Consider the following 19,865-nt stretch of genomic DNA (forward strand, 5'->3'; position numbering starts at 1 on the left):
GTCATCGACTTTCAGTGGCAGAGCCGGACGGTGCCGCTCAGCGTCAGGCCGGAATGCGGCAGCCACAGCGTGCCGAGCCAGCGCTTGGCCTGGGTGCCGCGCCAGGGCAGCTCGTCGGAGCCGACATAGTCGGCGCTGGCGAACTCCTCGATCCCCAGCAGCTGGCTCCACTGCTTCCAGCCGACGACGGCATAGCGCTGGCCGTCGTCCGGCACGTCGGCCTCGCCCATCATCTCGAAGGCCGTCAGGATCTTGGCCTTGGTCAGCCCGTCGGTGGCGCTGCCGGCATAGTTGACGGACCTGTTCAGCTCGGCGATCAGCAGCTCGTCGGTCTTGCGGCCCAACGCATAGGCGCCGGCATTGGCGATGATCTGCCGCTCGTCGATGTTGGTCTTCAGCTCGTCCAGCCGGTCGACCCAGTCGCCGGCATAGAAGTCGTACAGCGCGCACTCCACCGGCGTGTGGTCCAGGTTCATCACCGGAACCGCGCCGTGGCGCGACTTGGTGGCGGCGGCACCCTTGCCGACCTTCTGGAAGACGGTGGAGGCGCCCTGCACATTGTTCTTGCCGCGCACGGTGTTGCGCAGCTTGGAACCCATGCGCTGGTAAGCCTCATGGACCTCGCGCTCGAACTGCTTGACGAATGCCTGGGCGATGCTGGTCGACATGGGTATGGTTTCCTTTCGCGTTCCTGCGGATCCCGCGGGGAGCAAGGCGGGGGGAACGTTCCGCCATCCGGTTGTCGGGGGTGCGTGCAGGACGCAGCGCCGGCCGCGGGCGAAACGCGAAAACAAAAAGGGCCGGCCGGACATTGGGAGTGTCCGGCCGGCCCTTTTCGGACCGAAGCGAGGGGGGAGCTTTGGTGCTGTCGGGCGCGATGTCCGGGGGCGGACCCGTCGCCTTGACAGGTTTGGTTTTAGGACTTTATGCGGAGACGATCAAGGACTATTTTCATAAAACGTCCACTGAGGCGATCTTGCCGCCCGGACCCTCAATGCCGAACCGGTCCCGCCACCCAATGGCTGACGATGGTCTCCGCCTGGGCCGGCGGAATCTCCGGATGGTGGTAGCGGTAGACGGTCACCGCCGCCTCCAGCGCATAGCGCTCCGGCTGGCCGCAGCGGCACAGGCCGGAGTAGCAGCGCTGTACCGCATTCCGGCAGGCGATGGCCTCGGCGACGGGCTGGTCGGCCTCGGGGAAACGGGGATCGGTCATGGACGCTCCTCCTCATCCCGGGCGCCGTCGGCCGCGTCGTCCAGCGGCACCCCGTAGATTTCAAGCCGGTGGCCGACGATCTTGTAGCCAAGCTCGTGGGCGATCCGCTCCTTCATCGCCTCCAGCTCCGGGCTGGCGAATTCGATGATCCGGCCGGTGCGGGTGTCGATCAGGTGATGGTGGTGGTCCGCCGTCGCCTCTTCATAGCGTGCGCGGCCGTCGCCCAGGTCGACGCGCTCGATCACCTGCGCATCCTCCAGCAGCCGCATGGTGCGGTAGACGGTAGCGATGGAGATGCGCGGGTCGATCTGCACGGCGCGGCGATGCACCTCCTCGACGTCGGGGTGGTCGTCCGCCTCCGACAACACCTGCGAAATGACACGACGCTGGCCGGTCATCTTCAGGCCCTTTTCCATGCACAACGCTTCCAGACGCGACGTCATAACCCCAACCCTGGTCTTTGCTTGCCGATGCCCCCATCATACTGAAAACCGTTCGCAATCCCAGAGCGGTTTCGCAGCGGCGTGAAGTCGTCCCCCTTGCCGGCCGTCCAAACGCGCCGGCCGGGGGCGCCGGCCAACAGGCCAACACTCAAGACGGAGGACCCACCAGAATGCCCCGCACCCTGTCCCTGACCCCGGCCCTGCTGTTCGCCGGCCTGTCGCTGGCCGCCGCTCCGGCGCTCGCCCAGCAATCCGCCACCGCCGCCACCCCTGCTCCCGCCGCCCAGGCCGCCGTCGCCGACGCGCAGGGCAAGCCGCTGGGCACCGTCACCTTCACCAAATTCCCGCACGGCATCCTGGTGCATGGCCAGCTGGAAGGGTTGCCGCCGGGCTGGCACGGCATCCACATCCACGAAAACGGTGCCTGCACCCCCGATTTCAAGGCGGCCGGCGGCCATTTCGCCGCCCAGGGCGCCAAGCACGGGCTGGAGGCCGAGCACATGCATTACGGCGAGCTGCCCAACATCTGGGCCAACGAGGCCGGCAAGGCCGGGTTCGAGGCGATCACCCACATGGTCACCCTGACCGACGGCGCCGACGGCCTGTTCAAGCAGGGCGGCACCTCGATCGTCGTTCATGCCCAGCCCGACGATTACCTCAGCCAACCGGCTGGCAATTCCGGCGACCGCATCGCCTGCGGCGTGATCAAGAAGCCGTAAGCCTCCGCGCGAAGCCACGGGGCGCGACCGTATGCCGCAAGAGAGCGGAGCCGGTCCGCGCCCCTTTCCTGCCGCCAAGCCTCCGCTTGTCCGGGCGAACCGGCACGGCGCACCCCTGCCGCGCGCCGAGTTTGCTTGCCAAATCAAGCCATCGGCCCTATCTGTCCGGGGTCGGACGGCGCCCGGCGCCGCGCAGGACTTGCGCGCGCCCGATCGCCCGCCGCCCGACGGCTCCGCGCCAACCCGCCGCGGAGCGCGCAAGCCCGGCCGCTCCCTCCTGGCGCGGCCCCCATTCTGGTGACCAGGACCATCACTTCCATGACCGAATTTTCCGGCCTCGGCCTGATCGAGCCTCTTCTGCGCGCCGTCGCCGAGGAAGGCTACTCCACGGCCACGCCGATCCAGGCCGGCGCCATCCCGCTGCTGCTGGCCGGCCGCGACGTGCTCGGCCTCGCCCAGACCGGCACCGGCAAGACCGCCGCCTTCACGCTGCCGATCCTGCAGCGGCTGTTCCAGAACAAGAAGCGCGTGGCCGCCAAGTCGCCCCGCGTGCTGATCCTGACCCCGACGCGCGAACTGGCGCTGCAGATCGGCGACAGCTTCACCACCTACGGCCGCCATCTGCCGATCCGCCGCACCGTCATCCATGGCGGCGTCGGCCAGAGCCCGCAGGTCTCCGCCATCGCCCGCGGCGTCGAGGTGCTGATCGCCACCCCCGGCCGCCTGCTCGACCTGATGGCGCAGAACCACGTCAACCTCGGCACCATCGAGTTCTTCGTCCTCGACGAGGCCGACCGCATGCTCGACATGGGCTTCATCCGCGACGTGCGGAAGGTGGTCGCGGTGCTGCCGAAGGACAGGCAGACCCTGCTGTTCTCCGCCACCATGCCCGACGCGGTGGTGGATCTCGCCAACAGCATCCTGACCGATGCCGAGCGCATCGAGGTGACGCCGCAGTCGACCACGGTGGAGCGCATCAACCAGCGCGTCCTGTTCGTCGACCGTGCCGACAAGCGCCGCCTGCTGGCCGACCTGCTGGAGGATTCGGCGATGGCCCGCACCATCGTCTTCGCCCGCACCAAGCATGGCGCCGACCGCATCGCCGACCACCTGAAGAAGGCCGGCATCACCGCCGACGCCATCCATGGCGACAAGTCGCAGTCGGCCCGCGTCCGCGCGCTGGAGAGCTTCCGCAACGGCGAGCTGCGGGCGCTGGTGGCGACCGACATCGCCGCACGCGGCATCGACATCGACGGCATCAGCCACGTCATCAACTTCGACCTGCCGAACGAGCCGGAAAGCTACGTCCACCGCATCGGCCGGACCGCGCGCGCCGGCACCGACGGCAGTGCAGTGTCCTTCTGCGACCATGAAGAGGTCGGCTATCTGAAGGACATCGAGAAGACGATCCGCCAGCCGATCCCGGCCGACACCACCCATCCCTACCATGCGGTGGAGGTGGCGCAGATCCACGCCTCGTCCAAGCCGCCGCCCCGCCCCAAGGCGCCGGGCAGCAACCGCAACCAGAACAACCGCAACCAGCAGCAGGCCCGTCCCGCCGCGCCGAAGGCGGCACCCAAGGCTGTCCAGCAGCCCGCCAAGGCGCCGCAGAAGGCCGGAAAGCCGGCCGGCGCCCCGCGTCCGGACGCCGCCCGCAACGACCAGAACCGCCACGACCGCCGCCCGGCCCCGCACGCCGTGTCGCATGGCAACAGCCATGGCAACGGCAGCGGCAAGCAGGCGCCGCGCGCGGCCGGCACTCCCGGCGGCAACACCCCGATGCGGCGCAAGCCCAACGCCGCCTGACCGCGGATTGTCATCAAGGAAAAGGCCCCGTCTCTCGCCGAGACGGGGCCTTTTTCTATCCGGTCCTCATCAAGACCGGCCGGCGCTCAGCCCTGGGCTTCGGCGGCGTGTGCCGCCTGCACCGCCGGACGGGCGGCGACGCGTTCGGCGAAGGCCGTCAGGTTCGGGAAGGGCGACAGGTCGAACTTGATGCGCGGCAGCCAGCTCAGCACCGTGTAGGCATAGGCGTCGGCAACGGTAAAGCTGTCGCCGGTCAGGTAGGCTTTGCCCGCAAGCTGCTGGTCCAGCACCGCCAGCTTGCCGCTCAGGACCTTGGTGGCGAATTGGCGATGGGTGTCGGACACCACGTCGTTCAGCATCGGGAACAGCGGGACGACGCCCTTGTGCAGTTCCGACCCGATGAAGTTCAGCAGTTCCTGCACGCGGTAGCGCTCCATCGTGCCGACCGCGGGGATCAGGCCGCTGGCCGGCGCCTTGTCGGCGATGTACTGCACGATCACCGCACCCTCGGTCAGGATGCCGCCCTCATCGAGCGCCAGGGTCGGCACCTGCCCCTTCGGGTTCACCGCGCGGAAATCGCTGCCGTCGGCCAGCGTCTTGGTCACGAGATCGACCTTGACCAGCTCGAAGGGCAGCCCGGCCTCGCACAGGACGATGTGCGGCGACAGCGAGCAGGCACCCGGCTTGTAATAGAGCTTCATGTCTCCGGAACCCCGTTTGAGTGGTGATGGTTGGAACGAAAGGCGTAGCGCAGTCCACCAGCGGCCGCCAGCCCCGTCCCAACCGGTTCCGGCTCTTTCACGCCGCCCGGATTGAAATGGCAAGCGATGCCACCTCGCTCTGAAGCTGGGCTGCACTGCGGCGCACCACATCGAGGCGCCGCTCCATCGCCTCGGCCGCGGAGCCGGAGCCGTCGGCCACCGCGCGCACCCCCTCGACCGTGGCCGCCAGACCGCGGGCTTCCTGCGCCGAGGTCTGGATCTGGCCGATGATTGATTGGGCGGCGATGCCCTGCTGCTCGACGGCGCCGGCGATGCCGAGCGTCACCTCGTTCATGCTGCCGATGGTGTCGACGATCTCCCCGATAGCCCGGGCGGTTCGCCTGGACGAGGCCTGGATATCCGCCACCTGCCGGGCGATGTCGTCGGTCGCCCGCGCGGTCTGGCTCGCCAGCTGCTTGACCTCCCCCGCCACGACGGCGAAGCCCTTGCCGGCTTCCCCCGCCCGCGCCGCTTCGATGGTGGCGTTCAGCGCCAGCAGATTGGTCTGGCCGGCGATGTCGCCGATCAGCCGGGTGATGTCCTCCACCTGGGCGGCGGTGTTTTCCAGCAACGACACGATGGTCCGCGTCGCCTCCGCCTGCCGGCTAGCGGTGGAGACGATGCCGGTGGCGCGGTCGAGCTGCCCGCGGATGATGCCGGTCGATCCGGCAAGCTGATCCGCCGCCAGTGTCATGTCATGCACCCGCTCCACCGCCCCGCCGATGGAGCGCAGGGCGTCCGCCAGCTGGACACGCGTGCTGCCGATGGTGGAGGCGACGGCCTGGGAATCGCCGCTCAGTGCATCGGATGCCGTGAGGATTCTGTCCCGCAGAGGCGCCGATCACCGCCTGGAGCTTGCCGGCCACCTCGCTCAGGGCACGCCGGCGCTCATCGCCTGCCCGGTCTTCCGACGCCCGCTGTTCGGCAGCCAGCAGTTCGGCGCGGCGGCGGGCCTCCTCGGCGGTGTCCAGCGTCGCCTCCAGCCTGTTCAGCAGCCCCTGCCCTTTCCAGGCGACCGTGACCAGGACCGCCACCTCGATCAGCACCGCGACCGCGTGGTAGAGCACCCGCAACAGGTTCCCGCCCTCCGGCAGCAGGGCATAGGGCAGGGCGAAGTTCAGGACCAGATGATGCGCGGCCACGGCCAGCGTCGCCATCACCAGCGCGCCGACGTCGATGAAGGCGATCAGCGCCGCCAGATTGGCGAAGAACAGGAAATGCAGATCGACCTGCCAGGGCTGGCCCTGCCCCACCGCGACGACCAGGGCGCTCTGCAGCATCAGCGCGACTGCCGACAGGCTGCGTCGCGAGGCGCCGTTGCCGGAGAACCGGCCGAGCGTGGCAGCGGCCGCGACCAACAGCGCCAGCACCGGAACGACCCAGCCGCGGCCCATCGACCAGGAGAATGCGGCCAGGATCGGCACATAGCTCCACAGATAGGCGAGCATCGCCCGCTCACTGGCGGAGCGCAGTCGGTCGAGATTGTTCATGGAAGACCTCAGGGTCATGACGGCAGACGGCGCAGGTCCGCGCATCCAGCGAGAATCGGATCGAGCAGCAGCCAGGCGCCATGCAGATGCAGGGAGACGGCGAAGTCCGGGTCGGCCGACCTCGCGACGACGATGTTTGCGAAGGGGCCGCCACGCAGCGGAACACCACCGGCCGCCAGCACATGGTCCATCGCTTCGGCAAGCGTCGTACCGGGCGCGAACACTGCGGCGACCGGTTCTGCCGGATCCCCGGCACCGGACGCGGCCACCGGCAGAGCGGCTGCGCCCGCCAGAAGCAGGAGGAAGGCTGGAACGTGGAAACGGATCATCGGCGGCAACCACCCATCGGCATGCGAACGGACAAGCTCATAGCCACCGTTACGCAAAGCCCGCGCGCCTGGATCTCGGAGTCCGCCTAAAAGGAGATCAGCAGCAAGTTGGATACGACAAGTGGACAAAGCCTATGACGGCAACAAAATCCACTTCATGCAGCCGGAATGCTCAATCGAGCATATCGACCCAACCAGAAGACATCAGCTGAATGTCTTCGGCCTTCTCACATCACCATCACCTGAACCGGGTGATATTCTGTCGCAGCCGCAGTTTGTTCCTTATTTTGTCTCCCGGGAAAGCGACAGAAAGTACCATCCTCCCGGCAAAGAACCACAGCCGGGGGGCCACCCGGCTGTTCGGACAGCATCAGACAGCCTGCGCCGCCAGCTTCCGTGCCTGGCGGTCGATGAACCACCAGGCCCCGCGCGAGGCCATGCTGCAAAGCCGGGTGTGCGGCTTCAACCCGCAGGCCTTGAACAGCATGGCGATGGCGCGGTCGACATGCTTGCGGCGATAGCGGCCGAACGCCCGGCGCTTGTAGGCGGCGTTGTAGAGCTTGTGCTCGTAGACGGCGTCGGCCGGCGCGTTGGCCGCGTAATAGGCATAGGCCAGCTCGTCGTCCTCCGACTCACCGATGCGCGACAGCGCCACCTTCAGCCGCTGGACCTTGTTCAGCCCTTCGCGGTCCAGATACTTCTTGGCGTAGGTGTAGAAGATCTTGTAGTGGCGCAGTTCGTCGGCGGCGATGTTGCGGCAGATCTCCTTCAGCACCGGCTCGTCGGTCGAATCGCCGATGGCGGCGTAGTAGGAGCTGGTGCCGGTCTCCACCATGCAGCGGGCGATCATCTCGCCGGTACGCGAGCCGCGGACCGAGGCGTCGAGGTCGATCGGCACGCGATAGCCGGCGCGGAAGCGCTCGACCGCCGCCCGGAAGTCGAAGGTCGGGTCGACCAGCTCGGCCCAGCGCCCAAGCGCCTCGCCATGCTGGACCTCCTCCACCGCCCAGCCGCGGGCGGTCTCCTGAAATTCCGGATCGTCGTTGAAGACGTTGCACAGATAGGCGGTGTAGTCGTCGGCGTTGAATTCCACCAGGGCCGCCGCCTTGATCAGGGGAACCAGATCGGGGTCGATCTTCCCGGCATCGAAGCGGTCCCAGGGAAGCTCGTCGATCCGCCAATGCGCACGCGCCATGTTCCGCTCTACCGCCTCGTTTTGGGCCGCATCTCCGCGGCCGGGTCATATCGGGAAAGGGTTCTCTGGTGCCTGTGTCCCCACCTGCCCATCGGGTGCGGCAGGGTTCACGGTTCAGGCCTTGGAATGTAGTCGGTCTTCACCGCGATGCAACCGAGTCGCAACGCAAACGGGCGGCCTGGAGACCCAAGCCGCCCGTTCGACCGAAGAGATATACGCCGTTTGCCAGGCATGCCGGGCCGACGGCCGCTGCCACTCAGTGAGCGGAGCCCTGGCTCAGCGCGTCCAGCTTGGCCCGCGCGACGGCCAGCTTGGACTCCGTGGCGGCCCGCTCGGCGTCGGACTTGCTGTCGTCCAGATCCTCGGACAGGTCCTTGATCTGCTTCTCGACCGCGGCGCGGTCCAGGTCGGTCAGCGCAACCGCTTCCTCGGCCAGGACGGTGCAGCGGGCCTCGGTGACCTCGGCGAAGCCGCCGGCGACGAAGACGCGGTCGACGATGCGGTCGCCTTCATAGACGTCGATGACACCCGGACGCACGGTCGAGATCATCGGCGAATGACCGGCGAGCACGCCGAAATCGCCTTCCGAACCCGGCACCACGACCATGTCCACGGGCTGCGACTTCAGCAGCTTTTCCGGCGAGACCAGCTCGAATTCGACTTTATCGGCCATGGGTTTCCTGGTGCCTCTTCATAGGAACCCCCTCCCCCGCTGACGGGGGGAGGGGGTGTGCTGATGTCGATTTCCGTCCGGCTTCCTCAAGAATGATCGAGCCGGGCCGGAATGCCGCGATCCCTTGTGGGGATCAGGCGGCGGCCAGCTTCTTGGCCTTGGCGATCGCCTCGTCGATGGTGCCGACCATGTAGAAGGCGGCCTCCGGCAGGTGATCGTAGTCGCCGTTCACGATGCCCTTGAAGCCCTTGATGGTCTCCTCGAGCGGGACCAGCACGCCCGGGGTGCCGGTGAACACCTCGGCGACGTGGAACGGCTGCGACAGGAAGCGCTGGATCTTGCGGGCGCGGGCCACGACCAGCTTGTCCTCTTCCGACAGCTCGTCCATGCCCAGGATGGCGATGATGTCCTGCAGCGACTTGTAGGTCTGCAGAACCTTCTGCACCGAACGGGCGACGCCGTAGTGCTCCTCACCGACGACGCGCGGGTCGAGGATGCGGCTGGTCGAGTTCGAGCGGGTCCACGGCCGGGAAGATGGCCATTTCGGCGATCGAGCGCGACAGCACCGTGGTGGCGTCCAGGTGGGCGAAGGAGGCGGCCGGGGCCGGGTCGGTCAGATCGTCGGCGGGCACGTAAATGGCCTGCACCGAGGTGATCGAGCCCTTCTTGGTCGAGGTGATGCGCTCCTGCAGGGCGCCCATGTCGGTGCCCAGCGTCGGCTGGTAGCCCACCGCCGACGGGATGCGGCCCAGCAGAGCCGACACTTCCGAACCGGCCTGCGTGAAGCGGAAGATGTTGTCCACGAAGAACAGCACGTCCTGGCCTTCCTCGTCGCGGAAGTACTCCGCGAGGGTCAGGCCGCTCAGCGCGACGCGGGCGCGGGCACCCGGCGGCTCGTTCATCTGACCGTACACCAAGGCCACCTTGGAGCCCGGGCCGTCGAGCTTGATGACGCCCGACTCGATCATCTCGTGGTAGAGGTCGTTGCCCTCGCGGGTACGCTCACCCACGCCGGCGAACACCGACACACCGCCGTGCGCCTTGGCGACGTTGTTGATCAGCTCCATGATCGTCACGGTCTTGCCGACGCCGGCGCCGCCGAACAGGCCGATCTTGCCGCCCTTGGCGTAGGGAGCCAGCAGGTCGATGACCTTGATGCCGGTGATCAGCACTTCGGCGTCCGTCGACTGGTCGACGAAGTCCGGGGCCTGACGGTGGATCGGCAGCGAGCGGGCGGCGTTGACCGCACCGCGCTCGTCGATCGGCTCGCCGATGACGTTGATGATGCGGCCCAGCGTCTCCGGGCCGACCGGCACGGCGATGGGAGCGCCGGTGTCGGTCACCTCGGCGCCGCGCACCAGACCGTCGGTGCTGTCCATGGCGATGGTGCGGACCGTGCTCTCACCCAAGTGCTGCGCCACTTCCAGAACGAGGGTCTTGCCGTCGTTCTGGGTGTGCAGGGCGTTCAGGATCGCCGGCAGGTCGCCGTTGAACTGCACGTCCACGACGGCGCCCGTGACCTGCGTGATCTTGCCGACAGAATTGGTGGTGGCCATGGAGTAAAGCTCCCTAGGAACTCGGTAAGTGTCGGTATGCCGTCGCCGGCGCAAATGGGCTTGGCCCTACGTGTCGGATGCTGCCGTTACAGGGCTTCGGCACCGGAGATGATCTCGATCAGCTCCTTGGTGATGTAGGCCTGGCGCGTCCGATTGTAGGTGATCGTCAGCTTGTTGATCATGTCGCCGGCGTTGCGCGTCGCGTTGTCCATCGCGGTCATCCGGGCGCCCTGCTCGGACGCGGCGCTCTCCAGGAGGGCGCGGTAGATCTGGATGGACAGGTTGCGCGGCAGCAGTTCGGCGAGGATCTGCTCCTCGTCCGGCTCGAACTCATAGAGCGGCTTCACCTCGTCGGTGGCCGCGACCGCCTCGCCGGGGACGGCGAACGGAATGAGCTGCTGAACCGTGACGATCTGGGAGATCGCCGACTTGAACTTGTTGAAGACGACCGAGCAGACGTCGAACTCGCCGGCGTCGAACATCGCCAGCACCTTCGTCGCCACCATGTCGGCGTCGCTGAAGCCGAGCCGGCGGCGGCCGACATCCTCGTAGCTCTCGACGATCAGCGAGGCGAACTCGCGGCGCAGCTGGTCGCGGCCCTTGCGGCCGACGGTCAGCACCTTGACGGTCTTGCCCTCGCCCTGCAGGCGCGTGATCTGGCGCTTGGCCTCGCGGACGATGGAGCCGTTGAAGGCGCCGCACAGACCACGGTCTGAGCTGATGACGACCAGCAGATGCACCTTGTCGGCGCCCGTCCCGGTCATCAGCTTCGGCCCGTTGCCGCTGTCCTGCACGTTGGCGGCCAGGGACGACAGCATCCGGCCCATACGCTCCGCGTAGGGACCGCTGGCTTCCGCCTGCTCCTGGGCGCGGCGCAGCTTGGAAGCCGCAACCATCTTCATGGCCGAGGTGATCTTGCGCGTCGACTGGACGCTCGCGATCCGGTTCTTTAGGTCCTTGAGGTTAGGCATGCCGGCCCTTCAATTCCGCTCGAGGTCGTTCCGTGACCGTCTCTTCAAGACGGTGGGGGGCGGTTTCCCGCCCCCGCGCGCGGTCGGTCAGGCGAAGACCTTGGCGAAGCCGTCGAGGAAAGCCTTCAGCTTCTCTTCGGTCGCCGAGGTGATCTGCTTGTCGGTGCGGATCGCCGCCAGGATATCGGCGCCCTTGGCGCGGATTTCCGACAGGAACTTGGCCTCGAAGCGGTTGACGTCCTCGACCTTGATGGCGTCCAGGTAGCCCTTCACGCCGGCGAAGATCGACACGACCTGCTCTTCAACCGGCAGCGGCTGGAACTGGCCCTGCTTCAGCAGCTCGGTCAGACGGGCGCCACGGGCCAGCAGGCGCTGGGTCGAGGCGTCGAGGTCCGAGGCGAACTGGGCGAAGGCGGCCATCTCGCGGTACTGCGCGAGTTCCATCTTGATGGTGCCGGCGACCTGCTTCATCGCCTTGATCTGGGCGGCGGAGCCGACGCGGCTCACCGACAGACCGACGTTGATGGCGGGGCGGATGCCCTTGTAGAACAGGCCGGTTTCCAGGAAGATCTGACCGTCGGTGATCGAAATCACGTTGGTCGGAATGTAGGCGGACACGTCGCCGGCCTGGGTTTCGATGACCGGCAGGGCGGTCAGCGAGCCGTTGCCATGGGCGTCGCCCATCTTGGCGGCGCGCTCCAGCAGGCGGCTGTGGAGGTAGAACACGTCGCCCGGATAGGCTTCGCGGCCCGGCGGACGGCGGAGCAGCAGCGACATCTGGCGGTAGGCGACGGCCTGCTTGGACAGATCGTCGTACACGATCAGGGCGTGCATGCCGTTGTCGCGGAAATACTCGCCCATCGTGCAGCCGGTGTACGGCGCCAGGAACTGCAGCGGAGCCGGCTCCGACGCGGTGGCGGCGACGACGATGGAGTATTCCATGGCGCCGGCGTCTTCCAGGGTCTTGACGATCTGGGCGACGGTGGAGCGCTTCTGGCCGACGGCGACGTAGATGCAGTAGAGCTTCTTGCTCTCGTCGTCGCCCTGGTTGATCGGCTTCTGGTTCAGGAAGGTGTCGATGACGACGGCGGTCTTGCCGGTCTGACGGTCACCGATGATCAGCTCGCGCTGGCCGCGCCCGATCGGAACCAGGCTGTCGACGGCCTTCAGGCCGGTCTGCATCGGCTCGTGCACCGACTTGCGCGGGATGATGCCGGGGGCCTTCACTTCCACGCGGGTGCGGGTGACGTCGACCAGCGGGCCCTTGCCGTCGATCGGGTTGCCCAGGCCGTCCACGACGCGGCCCAGCAGGCCACGGCCGACCGGAACGTCGACGATGGTGCCGGTGCGCTTGACGGTGTCGCCTTCCTTGATGCCGCGGTCGTCGCCGAAGATCACGATACCGACATTGTCGGTCTCGAGGTTCAGCGCCATGCCCTGCAGGCCACCCGGGAACTCGACCATTTCGCCGGCGCGGACGTTGTCCAGGCCGTGCACGCGGGCGACGCCGTCACCCACCGACAGGACCTGACCAACCTCGGCGACATCCGCCTCGGTCCCGAAATTCGCGATCTGCTGCTTGAGGATCGCAGAGATTTCTGCGGCGCGGATATCCATCAGACTGATCCCCCTGAGGCCTTCATGGCGAGTTGCAATTTGTTCAGCTTCGTTCGCACCGAGGTATCGACCATGCGCGAGCCGAACTTAACGATCATGCCGCCGATCAACTCCGGATCGACGGAGGTGTTCACCAGCACCTTGGAACCGATGGACGCCTTGAGCGCGTCGATGACGGCGTTGCGCTGGGCATCGCTCAGCGGCTGGGCCGAGGTGACCTGCGCCGTGACCTCGCCGCGGCGCCGGGCCAGTTCGGCCAGGAAGCCTTCGATCATGCCGTCGATCGAGAACAGGCGGCGGTTGGCCGCCACCAGCCCGATGAAGCGCTTGGTCAGATCGGACACGCCGGCGCTGTCCAGGACAGCGGCCATGGCCTTGCCCTGATCGGCGCGGCTGATGACGGGGCTGCGGACGAGGCGACGGAGGTCAGCGCTCTCGGCCAGGATCTGCTTCAGCGTGGTCAGATCGCTCGCGACCGTGTCCAACGCCTGGTTTTCGTCCGCAAGCTCGAACAGCGCGATGGAGTAACGCGCGGCGAGTTCGGATACGCCTGTTCCTTCGGATGCCACCTGATCCCTCGAATTGAGTTCGGTAGACGGTGAATTCGGCGGCCTTATAGGGTGTCAACCCGAGGCACAAACACCCCGGCCGCGAAAGCGAGCGGTCCAATATCACAGGAATCGCGCCCACGCAACGGGGTCTGGACAATTTGGCTGCGGCGTTTTGAGCAACTGCGGAATCATTGGTCGCAACTGCGTTCGCCGAGGACTCGAGTCGAGCTCGACTGGTCATACCGGCTGTGACTTCGATGTGGCCCTATTGCCTGTTTAATTCAAGGTTAACCAATCTGATCCACGGTCGGCCGGAACCGCGCGGGTGGGCGATCCGACCTTGGTTTCCCGTCATTTTGCCCCGCCGCAGCCGCTCCAGGCGACCAGGGACCTTATCCGCGATGACCATCCAGCCGACGACCGACATTGTTGCGACTGCCGACGCGGACACCGCCGCCGGCGCCGGCTCCCGCGGGGAAGAGCGCGGGGCGAAAATCATCCAGTTCTGCCGCGCCCGCTTCACCCCTGACGATATGGACGCCTTCGCCGCCGTGGCCGAACCGAAGATCCGCGACGGCCATTGGGCCGGTGTGCTGCGCGAGTCGGGACGCGATCATGACCGGCTTCTGGTGCTGCTGCCGGAGGTCGACCGCCCCGTCTTCCGCTTCGAGCGCGACGCCAAGGGCCGCTACAATCTGTCCTTCCATGACCGGTCGGGCTGGTACGGCATCGGCGCCGCCGACAGCGCCGCGGACTGCCTGTCGATCTGGCGCCCGCGCCGCCCGCGGATTTTCTGATCCGCTTCAGGCCGGGAGCGGCGGCCATCCCGAAATTTCACCATGTAAAAAAGTGACGTGCGGCAACCCGCCGCACCGGTTTCACAAAGACTTCAGCGATAGACGCCGACCGCCAGCATGTAGGGCTTGCCGTTCAGCACCAGACGGCGGGCGTGCATCGTCTTGCGCGCGACCTGCCCCGTCAGCGGATCGATCCATCGATAGGTGACGTCGGTCCGCCCGTCGCGCGCCACCCCGTCCAGTGCCTCGCGGATGAAGGGCTTGCCCTCGATGTCGTGCAACTCGTTCAGGTTCGACCCGTTCAGCGTCGCGGTCCAGCCATGGGCGACCATCACGCCCTTGTCGTCCAGCAGCATCGGGTAGAGGTCACGGTCGGTGAAAGCGCTATCATGGCCGGCAAACGCTTCGGCCGCCGCGTCCGGACCGATCCGCTCCAGCAGCTGCTGGGCACGGTCGATCATCGTCAGCGCCTCGGCGTCGGTGCCGCGGGTGCGGGCCGGAGCGCCGGCGGCGAACGCGATGACCACCAGCAGCAGAAGAACCGGCAGCACGGTCAGCAGGGTTTGCCGCTGAACGCGCAGACGAAGCTTGGAGAGCATGCCGACCATCAGCCCGAACCTGTCCCTGTGACGTTCGGCTCCGCGGGTTTCATCCCGGCAGGGATGTTTCGATTCGGAACCATCCCTGCCGTGGTAATACCATGCCCCGCGCTGTGCAATGGACCAAACGTCACAGGTGCCATGCCGGGCCGTCCGCGGGACCGCATCGTGTCAATTCGCCGCAGCATGGTCCGGTCGCCTTAACCGCGGCTAAAGGAAGCTGTAGGGATCGACATCGATCTGCACGCGGATGGCCGGCGGGATCTCCACCCTGTCCAGCCACTCGGCGATCAGCGGCTGCACCTGGGTGCTGCGCGGCGCCTTCATCAGCAGGCGGCGGCGGTGCCGCCCGCGCAGCAGGGCCAGCGGCGCCGGGGCCGGCCCCAATATATGGACGGTGTCGCTGCGCGGCGCTGCGCGGCCCAGCGCCATCGCCACCCGCTCCACCAGAGTCGGGTCCTCGCCCGACACGATCAGCGCCGCCAGCCGGCCGAAGGGCGGCATGCCGGCCTCCAGCCGCATCTCCGCCTCCAGCTGATAGAAGCCGTCGCGGTCGCCGGCGGCCAGCGCCTGCATCACCGGATGCTCGGGCATGAAGGTCTGCAGCATCACCCGGCCCGGCCGCTCGCCGCGCCCGGCACGTCCCGCCACCTGATGCAGCAGCTGGTAGGTGCGCTCCGCCGCCCGCAGGTCGCCGCCGTTCAGCCCCAGGTCGGCATCGACCACCCCGACCAGCGTCAGCATCGGGAAATGGTGGCCCTTCGCCATCACCTGGGTGCCGATGATGATGTCCAGCTCATGCCGGCCGATGCTCTCGACCATCTCCTGGATGGCGCGCGGGCCGTGCAGGGTGTCGGACGCCATGATGGCGGCACGGGCGTCGGGGAACAGCTCCGCCACCTCCTCGGCGATGCGCTCCACGCCGGGACCGCAGGCGGCCATCGTCCCTTCCTCGCCGCAGTCCGGGCAGGCATGGGGCAAGGGCTGCTGCAAACCGCAATGGTGGCATTGCAGCTTGCGGGCGAGCCGGTGCTCGACCAGCCAGGCCGTGCAGTTCGGGCATTGCATGCGGTGGCCGCAGGCGCGGCACAGGGTCAGCGGGGCATAGCCGCGGCGGTTCAGGAACAGCATCGCCTGTTCGCCGCCGGCCAGCGTGTCGGTCAGCGCCTTGCGCAGGCTGGGCGCCAGCCAGTGCCGGGCGGGCGGGCGGTCGCGCCGCAGATCGACCAGTTCCACGTCGGGCAGCACGGCGCCGCCATGGCGGGACGGCAGTTCGATCCGGGCATAGCGGTGGCTGTCGGCGTTGACCTTGGTCTCCAGCGACGGCGTGGCCGACACCAGCACGATCGGCAACCCGCCGAGATGCGCCCGCGCCACCGCCATGTCGCGGGCATGGTAGATCGCCCCCTCCTCCTGCTTGTAGGCGGAGTCGTGCTCCTCGTCGACGACGATGACGCCGAGATCGGGATAGGGCAGGAACAGCGCCGAGCGGGCGCCCACCACCACCGGCACCTCGCCCTTCGACACCGCGCGCCAGGTGTCGCGGCGCTGCGCCCCGGTCAGTTCCGAATGCCACTCCGCCGGCGGTGCGCCGAAGCGGCGGGCGAAGCGGTCGAGCCATTGCGCCGACAGCGCGATCTCCGGCAGCAGCACCAGCGCCTGCTTGCCCTGTTCCAGCGCCGCGGAGATCGCCTCGTAATAGACCTCCGTCTTGCCCGATCCGGTGACGCCGTCGAGCAGGACGGTGGAATAGCATCCCGAGGTCACCCGCTCGCGCAGATCGTCGGCCGCCCCCTGCTGGTTCGCCGACAGGGTCGGTCCGGGCCGGCGCCAGTCCGGCCGGCCGAGCCGCGTCGGTTGCAGCATGACCGGGTCGAGCAGCCCGGCCTCGGCCAGCCCGCGCACCACCGTCACGCCGCAGCCGGCCTCCTCCGCCAGTTCCGCCGGGGTGCGGGGCGGGCCATCCGCCAGCAGGGCCAGGATGCGCTTGCGCGGGTCGGTCATCTTGAAGCCGGGCGGCGGTTCCGCATCCGGCTTGCGCAGATAGGCCAGCATCGGCTTGGGCGGCTCCAGCGCCGACGGCACGCTGACCGCCATGCGCAGGACGAAGCCCGGCGGCGTCATGGTGTAGGCGGCGACCCATTCGACGAAGCGGCGGCCGACCTCGGTCATCGGCGGCACGTCGAACCGGCGCACCACCGCCTTCAGCCGGCCGGAATCCACCGTCCCGGCACCGGGCCCCCAGACGACGCCGATCAGCCGGCGCGGCCCCAGCGGCACCTCGACGAAATCGCCGGGAACCAGCTCCAGTCCGTCGGGCACGCGGTAGTCGTAGGCCTCGCGCAAGGGCAGCGGCAGCAGCACGGCGACGCGGCGGTCCGGCCCGCGCTGCTGCGGCTTCGCCGGGAAATCTGCGGAATTTGCTGCGGAATCGCCTTCGGGCTGCCCCGTTTCGGGCGCGTCCCCAAGAAGATCCCCCTGAAAGCCCGGGGCGGAACTGGCGGAAATCGAACGCATCGGCTAGAGTGGCCTCATGTCCCGGGCACCGGGCGGGACGGCGCGTCGGTCAGCTTTCCGGCGCGGCCGGTTCCGGTCAACATCAGCAAGCATGGACCCTTCGTCATGAAGTTCTTCGTCGACACCGCCGACATCGCCGAGATCCGCGATCTGGCCGATACCGGTCTGCTGGACGGTGTTACCACCAACCCCTCCCTGATCGCCAAGTCCGGCCGTCAATTCCTCGACCTCGTGGCCGAGATTTGCGACGTCGTCAACGGTCCGGTCAGCGCCGAGGTGGCGTCCACCGACTTCGAGACCATGCTCGCCGAAGCCCACAAGATCGCCAAGATCTCCCACCGCGTCGCGGTGAAGGTGCCGCTGACCCCGGCCGGCCTGAAGGTCTGCAAGATCATCTCGTCCGAAGGGACGATGGTCAACGTCACGCTGTGCTTCTCCCCCGCCCAGGCGATCCTGGCGGCCAAGGCCGGCGCCAGCTTCGTGTCGCCCTTCGTCGGCCGCCTGGACGACATCGGCCAGGACGGCATGGGCATCATCAAGGACATCTGTGAGATCTATAACAATTACGACGCCTTCAAGACCGAGGTGCTGGTCGCCTCGATCCGCAACCCGATGCACATCGTCAAGGCCGCCCGCCTGGGCGCCCATGTCGTGACCGCGCCGGCGTCGGTGCTGAAGCAGCTGTTCAACCACCCGCTGACCGACAAGGGTCTCTCCCAGTTCGTCGAGGACTGGAAGAAGACCGGCCAGTCGATCCTGTAAGGCGGGCCGGAGCGATCATGGCCGACAGGGGCCGCGAACCGGGCCACCCGCCGCATCAGGCGTCGACGCTCTCTTCGGAGGATGTCCGCGCCTACCTGCGGAAGCACCCGGACTTCCTGGCCCAGAACGCCGATCTGGTCCACCACCTGACCCCGCCGTCGCTCGACCGCGGGCGTGGGGTGGTGGACCTCCAGGCCTTCATGGTCGACCGGCTGCGCGCCGAGGTCCGCACCCTCAAGGACCAACAGCGCGAGCTGATCGGCACCAGCCGGGCCAACCTGAACAGCCAGAACCGCATCCATGCCGCGGTGCTGTTCCTGCTCGACGCCCAGAGCTTCGAACAGCTGATCCAGACCATCACCACCGACCTCGCGGTCCTGCTCGACCTCGACGTCGCCTGTCTGGTCATCGAATCCAACGGCACCGACATCCCCCATGTCCACCGCTCCGGCGTGCGGGTGGTGGAGCCGGGCGCCATCGCCGACCGGTTGGGCCGCGCCGACGTGGTGCTGAACACCGACATCCAGGGCGATCCCGAGATCTACGGCCCCGGCGCCGGCCTCGTCCGGTCGGAGGCGCTGATCCGCATCCAGGTCTCCAGCGAGACGCCGGACGGGCTGCTCGCCTTCGGCAGCCGCGAGCCCGACACCTTCCACAACGGCCAGGGCACCGAACTGGTGGGCTTCCTCGCCCGCGTGATCGAGCGGGTGATCCGCGGCTGGCTGGAGCTGCCGGCGTGACCGAACCTGTGCCCGGCGTTCCAAGCTTGGGGTTCTCCGCCAAGCCCGACGTCCAGGATGTGCTCGCCCATTGGCGGCGCTGGATGGAGAGCGAGAAGGCGGTCTCCCGCCACACCCTGTCGGCCTACACCGCCGATGTGGGCGAGTTCCTGCGCTTCCTTACCGAATTCCGCGGCGGCTCGCCGCCCTCACTGAACGACCTGGGCGACCTGAAGGCGGCGGATTTCCGCGCCTGGATGTCCAGGCTGGCGATGGACGGGCTGGTCGGGGCCAGCCGGGCACGCAAGCTGGCGGCGGTGCGCAACCTGTTCCGCTGGCTCGACCGCAGTGGGCGTCTGCACAACCCCGCCGTCGCCACGCTGGCGACCCCGAAGGTCAAGCGCCCGGCCCCGCGTCCGCTGACCGAGATCGACGCCGACCGCCTGCTGGAGGAGGCCGAGCGCGACCGCGAGGAGCCCTGGATCGGCAAGCGCGACCGCGCCCTGTTCACCCTGCTCTACGGCTGCGGCCTGCGCATTTCCGAAGCGCTGGGACTGGCGCGCAAGGACGCCCCGTTGGGCGACACGCTGCGCGTCACCGGCAAGGGGCGCAAGGACCGCATGATCCCGGTCCTGCCGGCGGTGACGGAGGCGGTGCGCGCCTACATCGAGTTCCTGCCCCTTTACGCTCGCGCCCGACGGCCCGCTGTTCGTCGGCACCCGCGGCGGCCGGCTGAACGCCAGCGTCGCCCAGCACCAGATGCAGAAGCTGCGCGCCCTGATGGGCATGCCGGACAGCGCCACCCCGCACGCCCTGCGGCATAGTTTCGCGACACACCTTTTGGCGGACGGCGGCGACCTGCGCGCCATCCAGGATCTGCTCGGCCACGCGTCGCTCTCCACGACCCAGCGCTATACGGATGTCGAGAACGAGCAGCTGATGAACGTGTATCGCAATGCCCATCCGCGGGCGCGCAAGGGCTGACGCTCTCCGCCTCTAAGCGTCTGCGCATATTGGGGTATTCATTTCTGAACCTATGGCCGCGTCACATGCGGTGGGCCAGATGGCTGAATCCCGAAGCTCACGACAAGATCCATCAATTGATATAAAATTACCGCTCAAAGCTTTTAAACCTCCTAAGGCA

At 67.7% G+C, this 19,865-nt stretch carries 20 protein-coding genes and 2 pseudogenes; 7 read left to right on the forward strand and 15 right to left on the reverse strand.

Features of this window, described 5'->3' with window-relative positions; translation table 11 throughout:
- Positions 1 to 14: 14 nt before the first annotated feature.
- The 3 genes and pseudogenes from ACWPN3_RS21710 to ACWPN3_RS21720 all read right to left on the reverse strand — a co-directional run.
- Positions 15 to 668: pseudogene (locus ACWPN3_RS21710) on the reverse strand (phage capsid protein); the annotation flags it as partial.
- Positions 669 to 991: 323 nt separating this feature from the next.
- Positions 992 to 1,216, reverse strand: coding sequence for a hypothetical protein (locus ACWPN3_RS21715; protein WP_492241143.1), 225 nt, complete (start codon positions 1,214 to 1,216; stop codon positions 992 to 994).
- On the reverse strand, positions 1,213 to 1,659 hold the full coding sequence (locus tag ACWPN3_RS21720) for a Fur family transcriptional regulator (RefSeq protein WP_376957359.1): 447 nt from the start codon (positions 1,657 to 1,659) through the stop codon (positions 1,213 to 1,215). The genes ACWPN3_RS21715 and ACWPN3_RS21720 overlap by 4 nt, the downstream gene beginning before the upstream one ends.
- A 170-nt stretch (positions 1,660 to 1,829) precedes the next feature.
- Between ACWPN3_RS21720 and ACWPN3_RS21725 the strand changes: the two genes are divergently transcribed.
- Together ACWPN3_RS21725 and ACWPN3_RS21730 are read left to right on the forward strand one after the other, a co-directional pair.
- Positions 1,830 to 2,378, forward strand: coding sequence for a superoxide dismutase family protein (locus ACWPN3_RS21725; protein WP_492241144.1), 549 nt, complete (start codon positions 1,830 to 1,832; stop codon positions 2,376 to 2,378).
- 318 nt (positions 2,379 to 2,696) lie between these two features.
- The gene (locus tag ACWPN3_RS21730; RefSeq protein ID WP_109445444.1) at positions 2,697 to 4,184 is read left to right on the forward strand and encodes a DEAD/DEAH box helicase; all 1,488 of its coding nucleotides are present in this window, start codon (positions 2,697 to 2,699) and stop codon (positions 4,182 to 4,184) included.
- An 86-nt stretch (positions 4,185 to 4,270) separates the two neighbouring features.
- Here ACWPN3_RS21730 and gstA read toward each other — a convergent pair whose 3' ends face one another.
- The 10 genes and pseudogenes from gstA to ACWPN3_RS21780 all read right to left on the reverse strand — a co-directional run bounded on the left by gstA (position 4,271) and on the right by ACWPN3_RS21780 (position 13,345).
- The gene (gene gstA / locus ACWPN3_RS21735) at positions 4,271 to 4,885 is read right to left on the reverse strand and encodes a glutathione transferase GstA (RefSeq protein ID WP_109445443.1); all 615 of its coding nucleotides are present in this window, start codon (positions 4,883 to 4,885) and stop codon (positions 4,271 to 4,273) included.
- Between the two features lie 97 nt (positions 4,886 to 4,982).
- Positions 4,983 to 5,639 (reverse strand): methyl-accepting chemotaxis protein, encoded by a 657-nt coding sequence (locus ACWPN3_RS21740; RefSeq protein ID WP_492261736.1) that lies wholly within the window; start codon positions 5,637 to 5,639, stop codon positions 4,983 to 4,985.
- 1 nt (position 5,640) lies between these two features.
- Entirely contained in the window at positions 5,641 to 6,435 is a 795-nt protein-coding gene (locus tag ACWPN3_RS21745) for a hypothetical protein (RefSeq protein WP_492261737.1), read from the reverse strand.
- Between the two features lie 14 nt (positions 6,436 to 6,449).
- Complete coding sequence (locus tag ACWPN3_RS21750) at positions 6,450 to 6,764, reverse strand: hypothetical protein (protein WP_109445441.1); 315 nt, start codon at positions 6,762 to 6,764, stop codon at positions 6,450 to 6,452.
- A 370-nt stretch (positions 6,765 to 7,134) separates the two neighbouring features.
- Positions 7,135 to 7,959 (reverse strand): acyl-ACP desaturase, encoded by an 825-nt coding sequence (locus ACWPN3_RS21755; protein WP_109445440.1) that lies wholly within the window; start codon positions 7,957 to 7,959, stop codon positions 7,135 to 7,137.
- A 256-nt stretch (positions 7,960 to 8,215) separates the two neighbouring features.
- Positions 8,216 to 8,632, reverse strand: coding sequence for a F0F1 ATP synthase subunit epsilon (locus ACWPN3_RS21760; protein ID WP_492241146.1), 417 nt, complete (start codon positions 8,630 to 8,632; stop codon positions 8,216 to 8,218).
- Between the two features lie 133 nt (positions 8,633 to 8,765).
- Positions 8,766 to 10,188, reverse strand: a pseudogene (atpD, locus tag ACWPN3_RS21765) (F0F1 ATP synthase subunit beta).
- A gap of 86 nt (positions 10,189 to 10,274) precedes the next feature.
- Positions 10,275 to 11,159 carry a F0F1 ATP synthase subunit gamma gene (locus ACWPN3_RS21770; protein ID WP_109048035.1) on the reverse strand — a complete coding sequence of 295 codons (885 nt, stop codon included), beginning with the start codon at positions 11,157 to 11,159 and terminating at the stop codon, positions 10,275 to 10,277.
- 87 nt (positions 11,160 to 11,246) lie between these two features.
- Positions 11,247 to 12,776, reverse strand: a complete 1,530-nt coding sequence (gene atpA / locus ACWPN3_RS21775) for a F0F1 ATP synthase subunit alpha (RefSeq protein ID WP_098739059.1) — start codon at positions 12,774 to 12,776, stop codon at positions 11,247 to 11,249.
- Complete coding sequence (locus ACWPN3_RS21780) at positions 12,776 to 13,345, reverse strand: F0F1 ATP synthase subunit delta (RefSeq protein WP_098739058.1); 570 nt, start codon at positions 13,343 to 13,345, stop codon at positions 12,776 to 12,778. The genes atpA and ACWPN3_RS21780 overlap by 1 nt, the downstream gene beginning before the upstream one ends.
- A gap of 383 nt (positions 13,346 to 13,728) precedes the next feature.
- Here ACWPN3_RS21780 and ACWPN3_RS21785 point away from each other — a divergent pair, with 383 nt between their 5' ends.
- Entirely contained in the window at positions 13,729 to 14,124 is a 396-nt protein-coding gene (locus ACWPN3_RS21785; protein ID WP_109445438.1) for a hypothetical protein, read from the forward strand.
- A 92-nt stretch (positions 14,125 to 14,216) separates the two neighbouring features.
- On the opposite strand, the gene ACWPN3_RS21790 is transcribed toward ACWPN3_RS21785, so the two are convergent.
- Positions 14,217 to 14,732 (reverse strand): cache domain-containing protein, encoded by a 516-nt coding sequence (locus tag ACWPN3_RS21790; RefSeq protein WP_109445437.1) that lies wholly within the window; start codon positions 14,730 to 14,732, stop codon positions 14,217 to 14,219.
- 201 nt (positions 14,733 to 14,933) lie between these two features.
- A complete protein-coding gene (locus tag ACWPN3_RS21795) occupies positions 14,934 to 17,240 on the reverse strand; it encodes a primosomal protein N' (RefSeq protein ID WP_247872913.1) in 2,307 nt (768 codons plus the stop codon).
- A gap of 105 nt (positions 17,241 to 17,345) precedes the next feature.
- On the opposite strand from ACWPN3_RS21795, the gene fsa reads away from it, so the two are divergent.
- Genes fsa through ACWPN3_RS21815 form a run of 4 tightly spaced genes read left to right on the forward strand, consistent with a single transcriptional unit; the run spans position 17,346 to position 19,705 of the window.
- Positions 17,346 to 18,002 carry a fructose-6-phosphate aldolase gene (gene fsa / locus ACWPN3_RS21800; protein WP_063635338.1) on the forward strand — a complete coding sequence of 219 codons (657 nt, stop codon included), beginning with the start codon at positions 17,346 to 17,348 and terminating at the stop codon, positions 18,000 to 18,002.
- A gap of 17 nt (positions 18,003 to 18,019) precedes the next feature.
- Positions 18,020 to 18,742 carry a DUF484 family protein gene (locus ACWPN3_RS21805; RefSeq protein ID WP_109445436.1) on the forward strand — a complete coding sequence of 241 codons (723 nt, stop codon included), beginning with the start codon at positions 18,020 to 18,022 and terminating at the stop codon, positions 18,740 to 18,742.
- Entirely contained in the window at positions 18,739 to 19,545 is an 807-nt protein-coding gene (locus ACWPN3_RS21810; protein ID WP_492261738.1) for a site-specific integrase, read from the forward strand. Before ACWPN3_RS21805 ends, ACWPN3_RS21810 begins: the two co-directional genes overlap by 4 nt.
- Entirely contained in the window at positions 19,481 to 19,705 is a 225-nt protein-coding gene (locus tag ACWPN3_RS21815) for a tyrosine-type recombinase/integrase (protein ID WP_492261739.1), read from the forward strand. The genes ACWPN3_RS21810 and ACWPN3_RS21815 overlap by 65 nt, the downstream gene beginning before the upstream one ends.
- Positions 19,706 to 19,865: the final 160 nt, after the last annotated feature.

It is taken from the genome of Azospirillum sp. UENF 111221 (assembly GCF_058780625.1).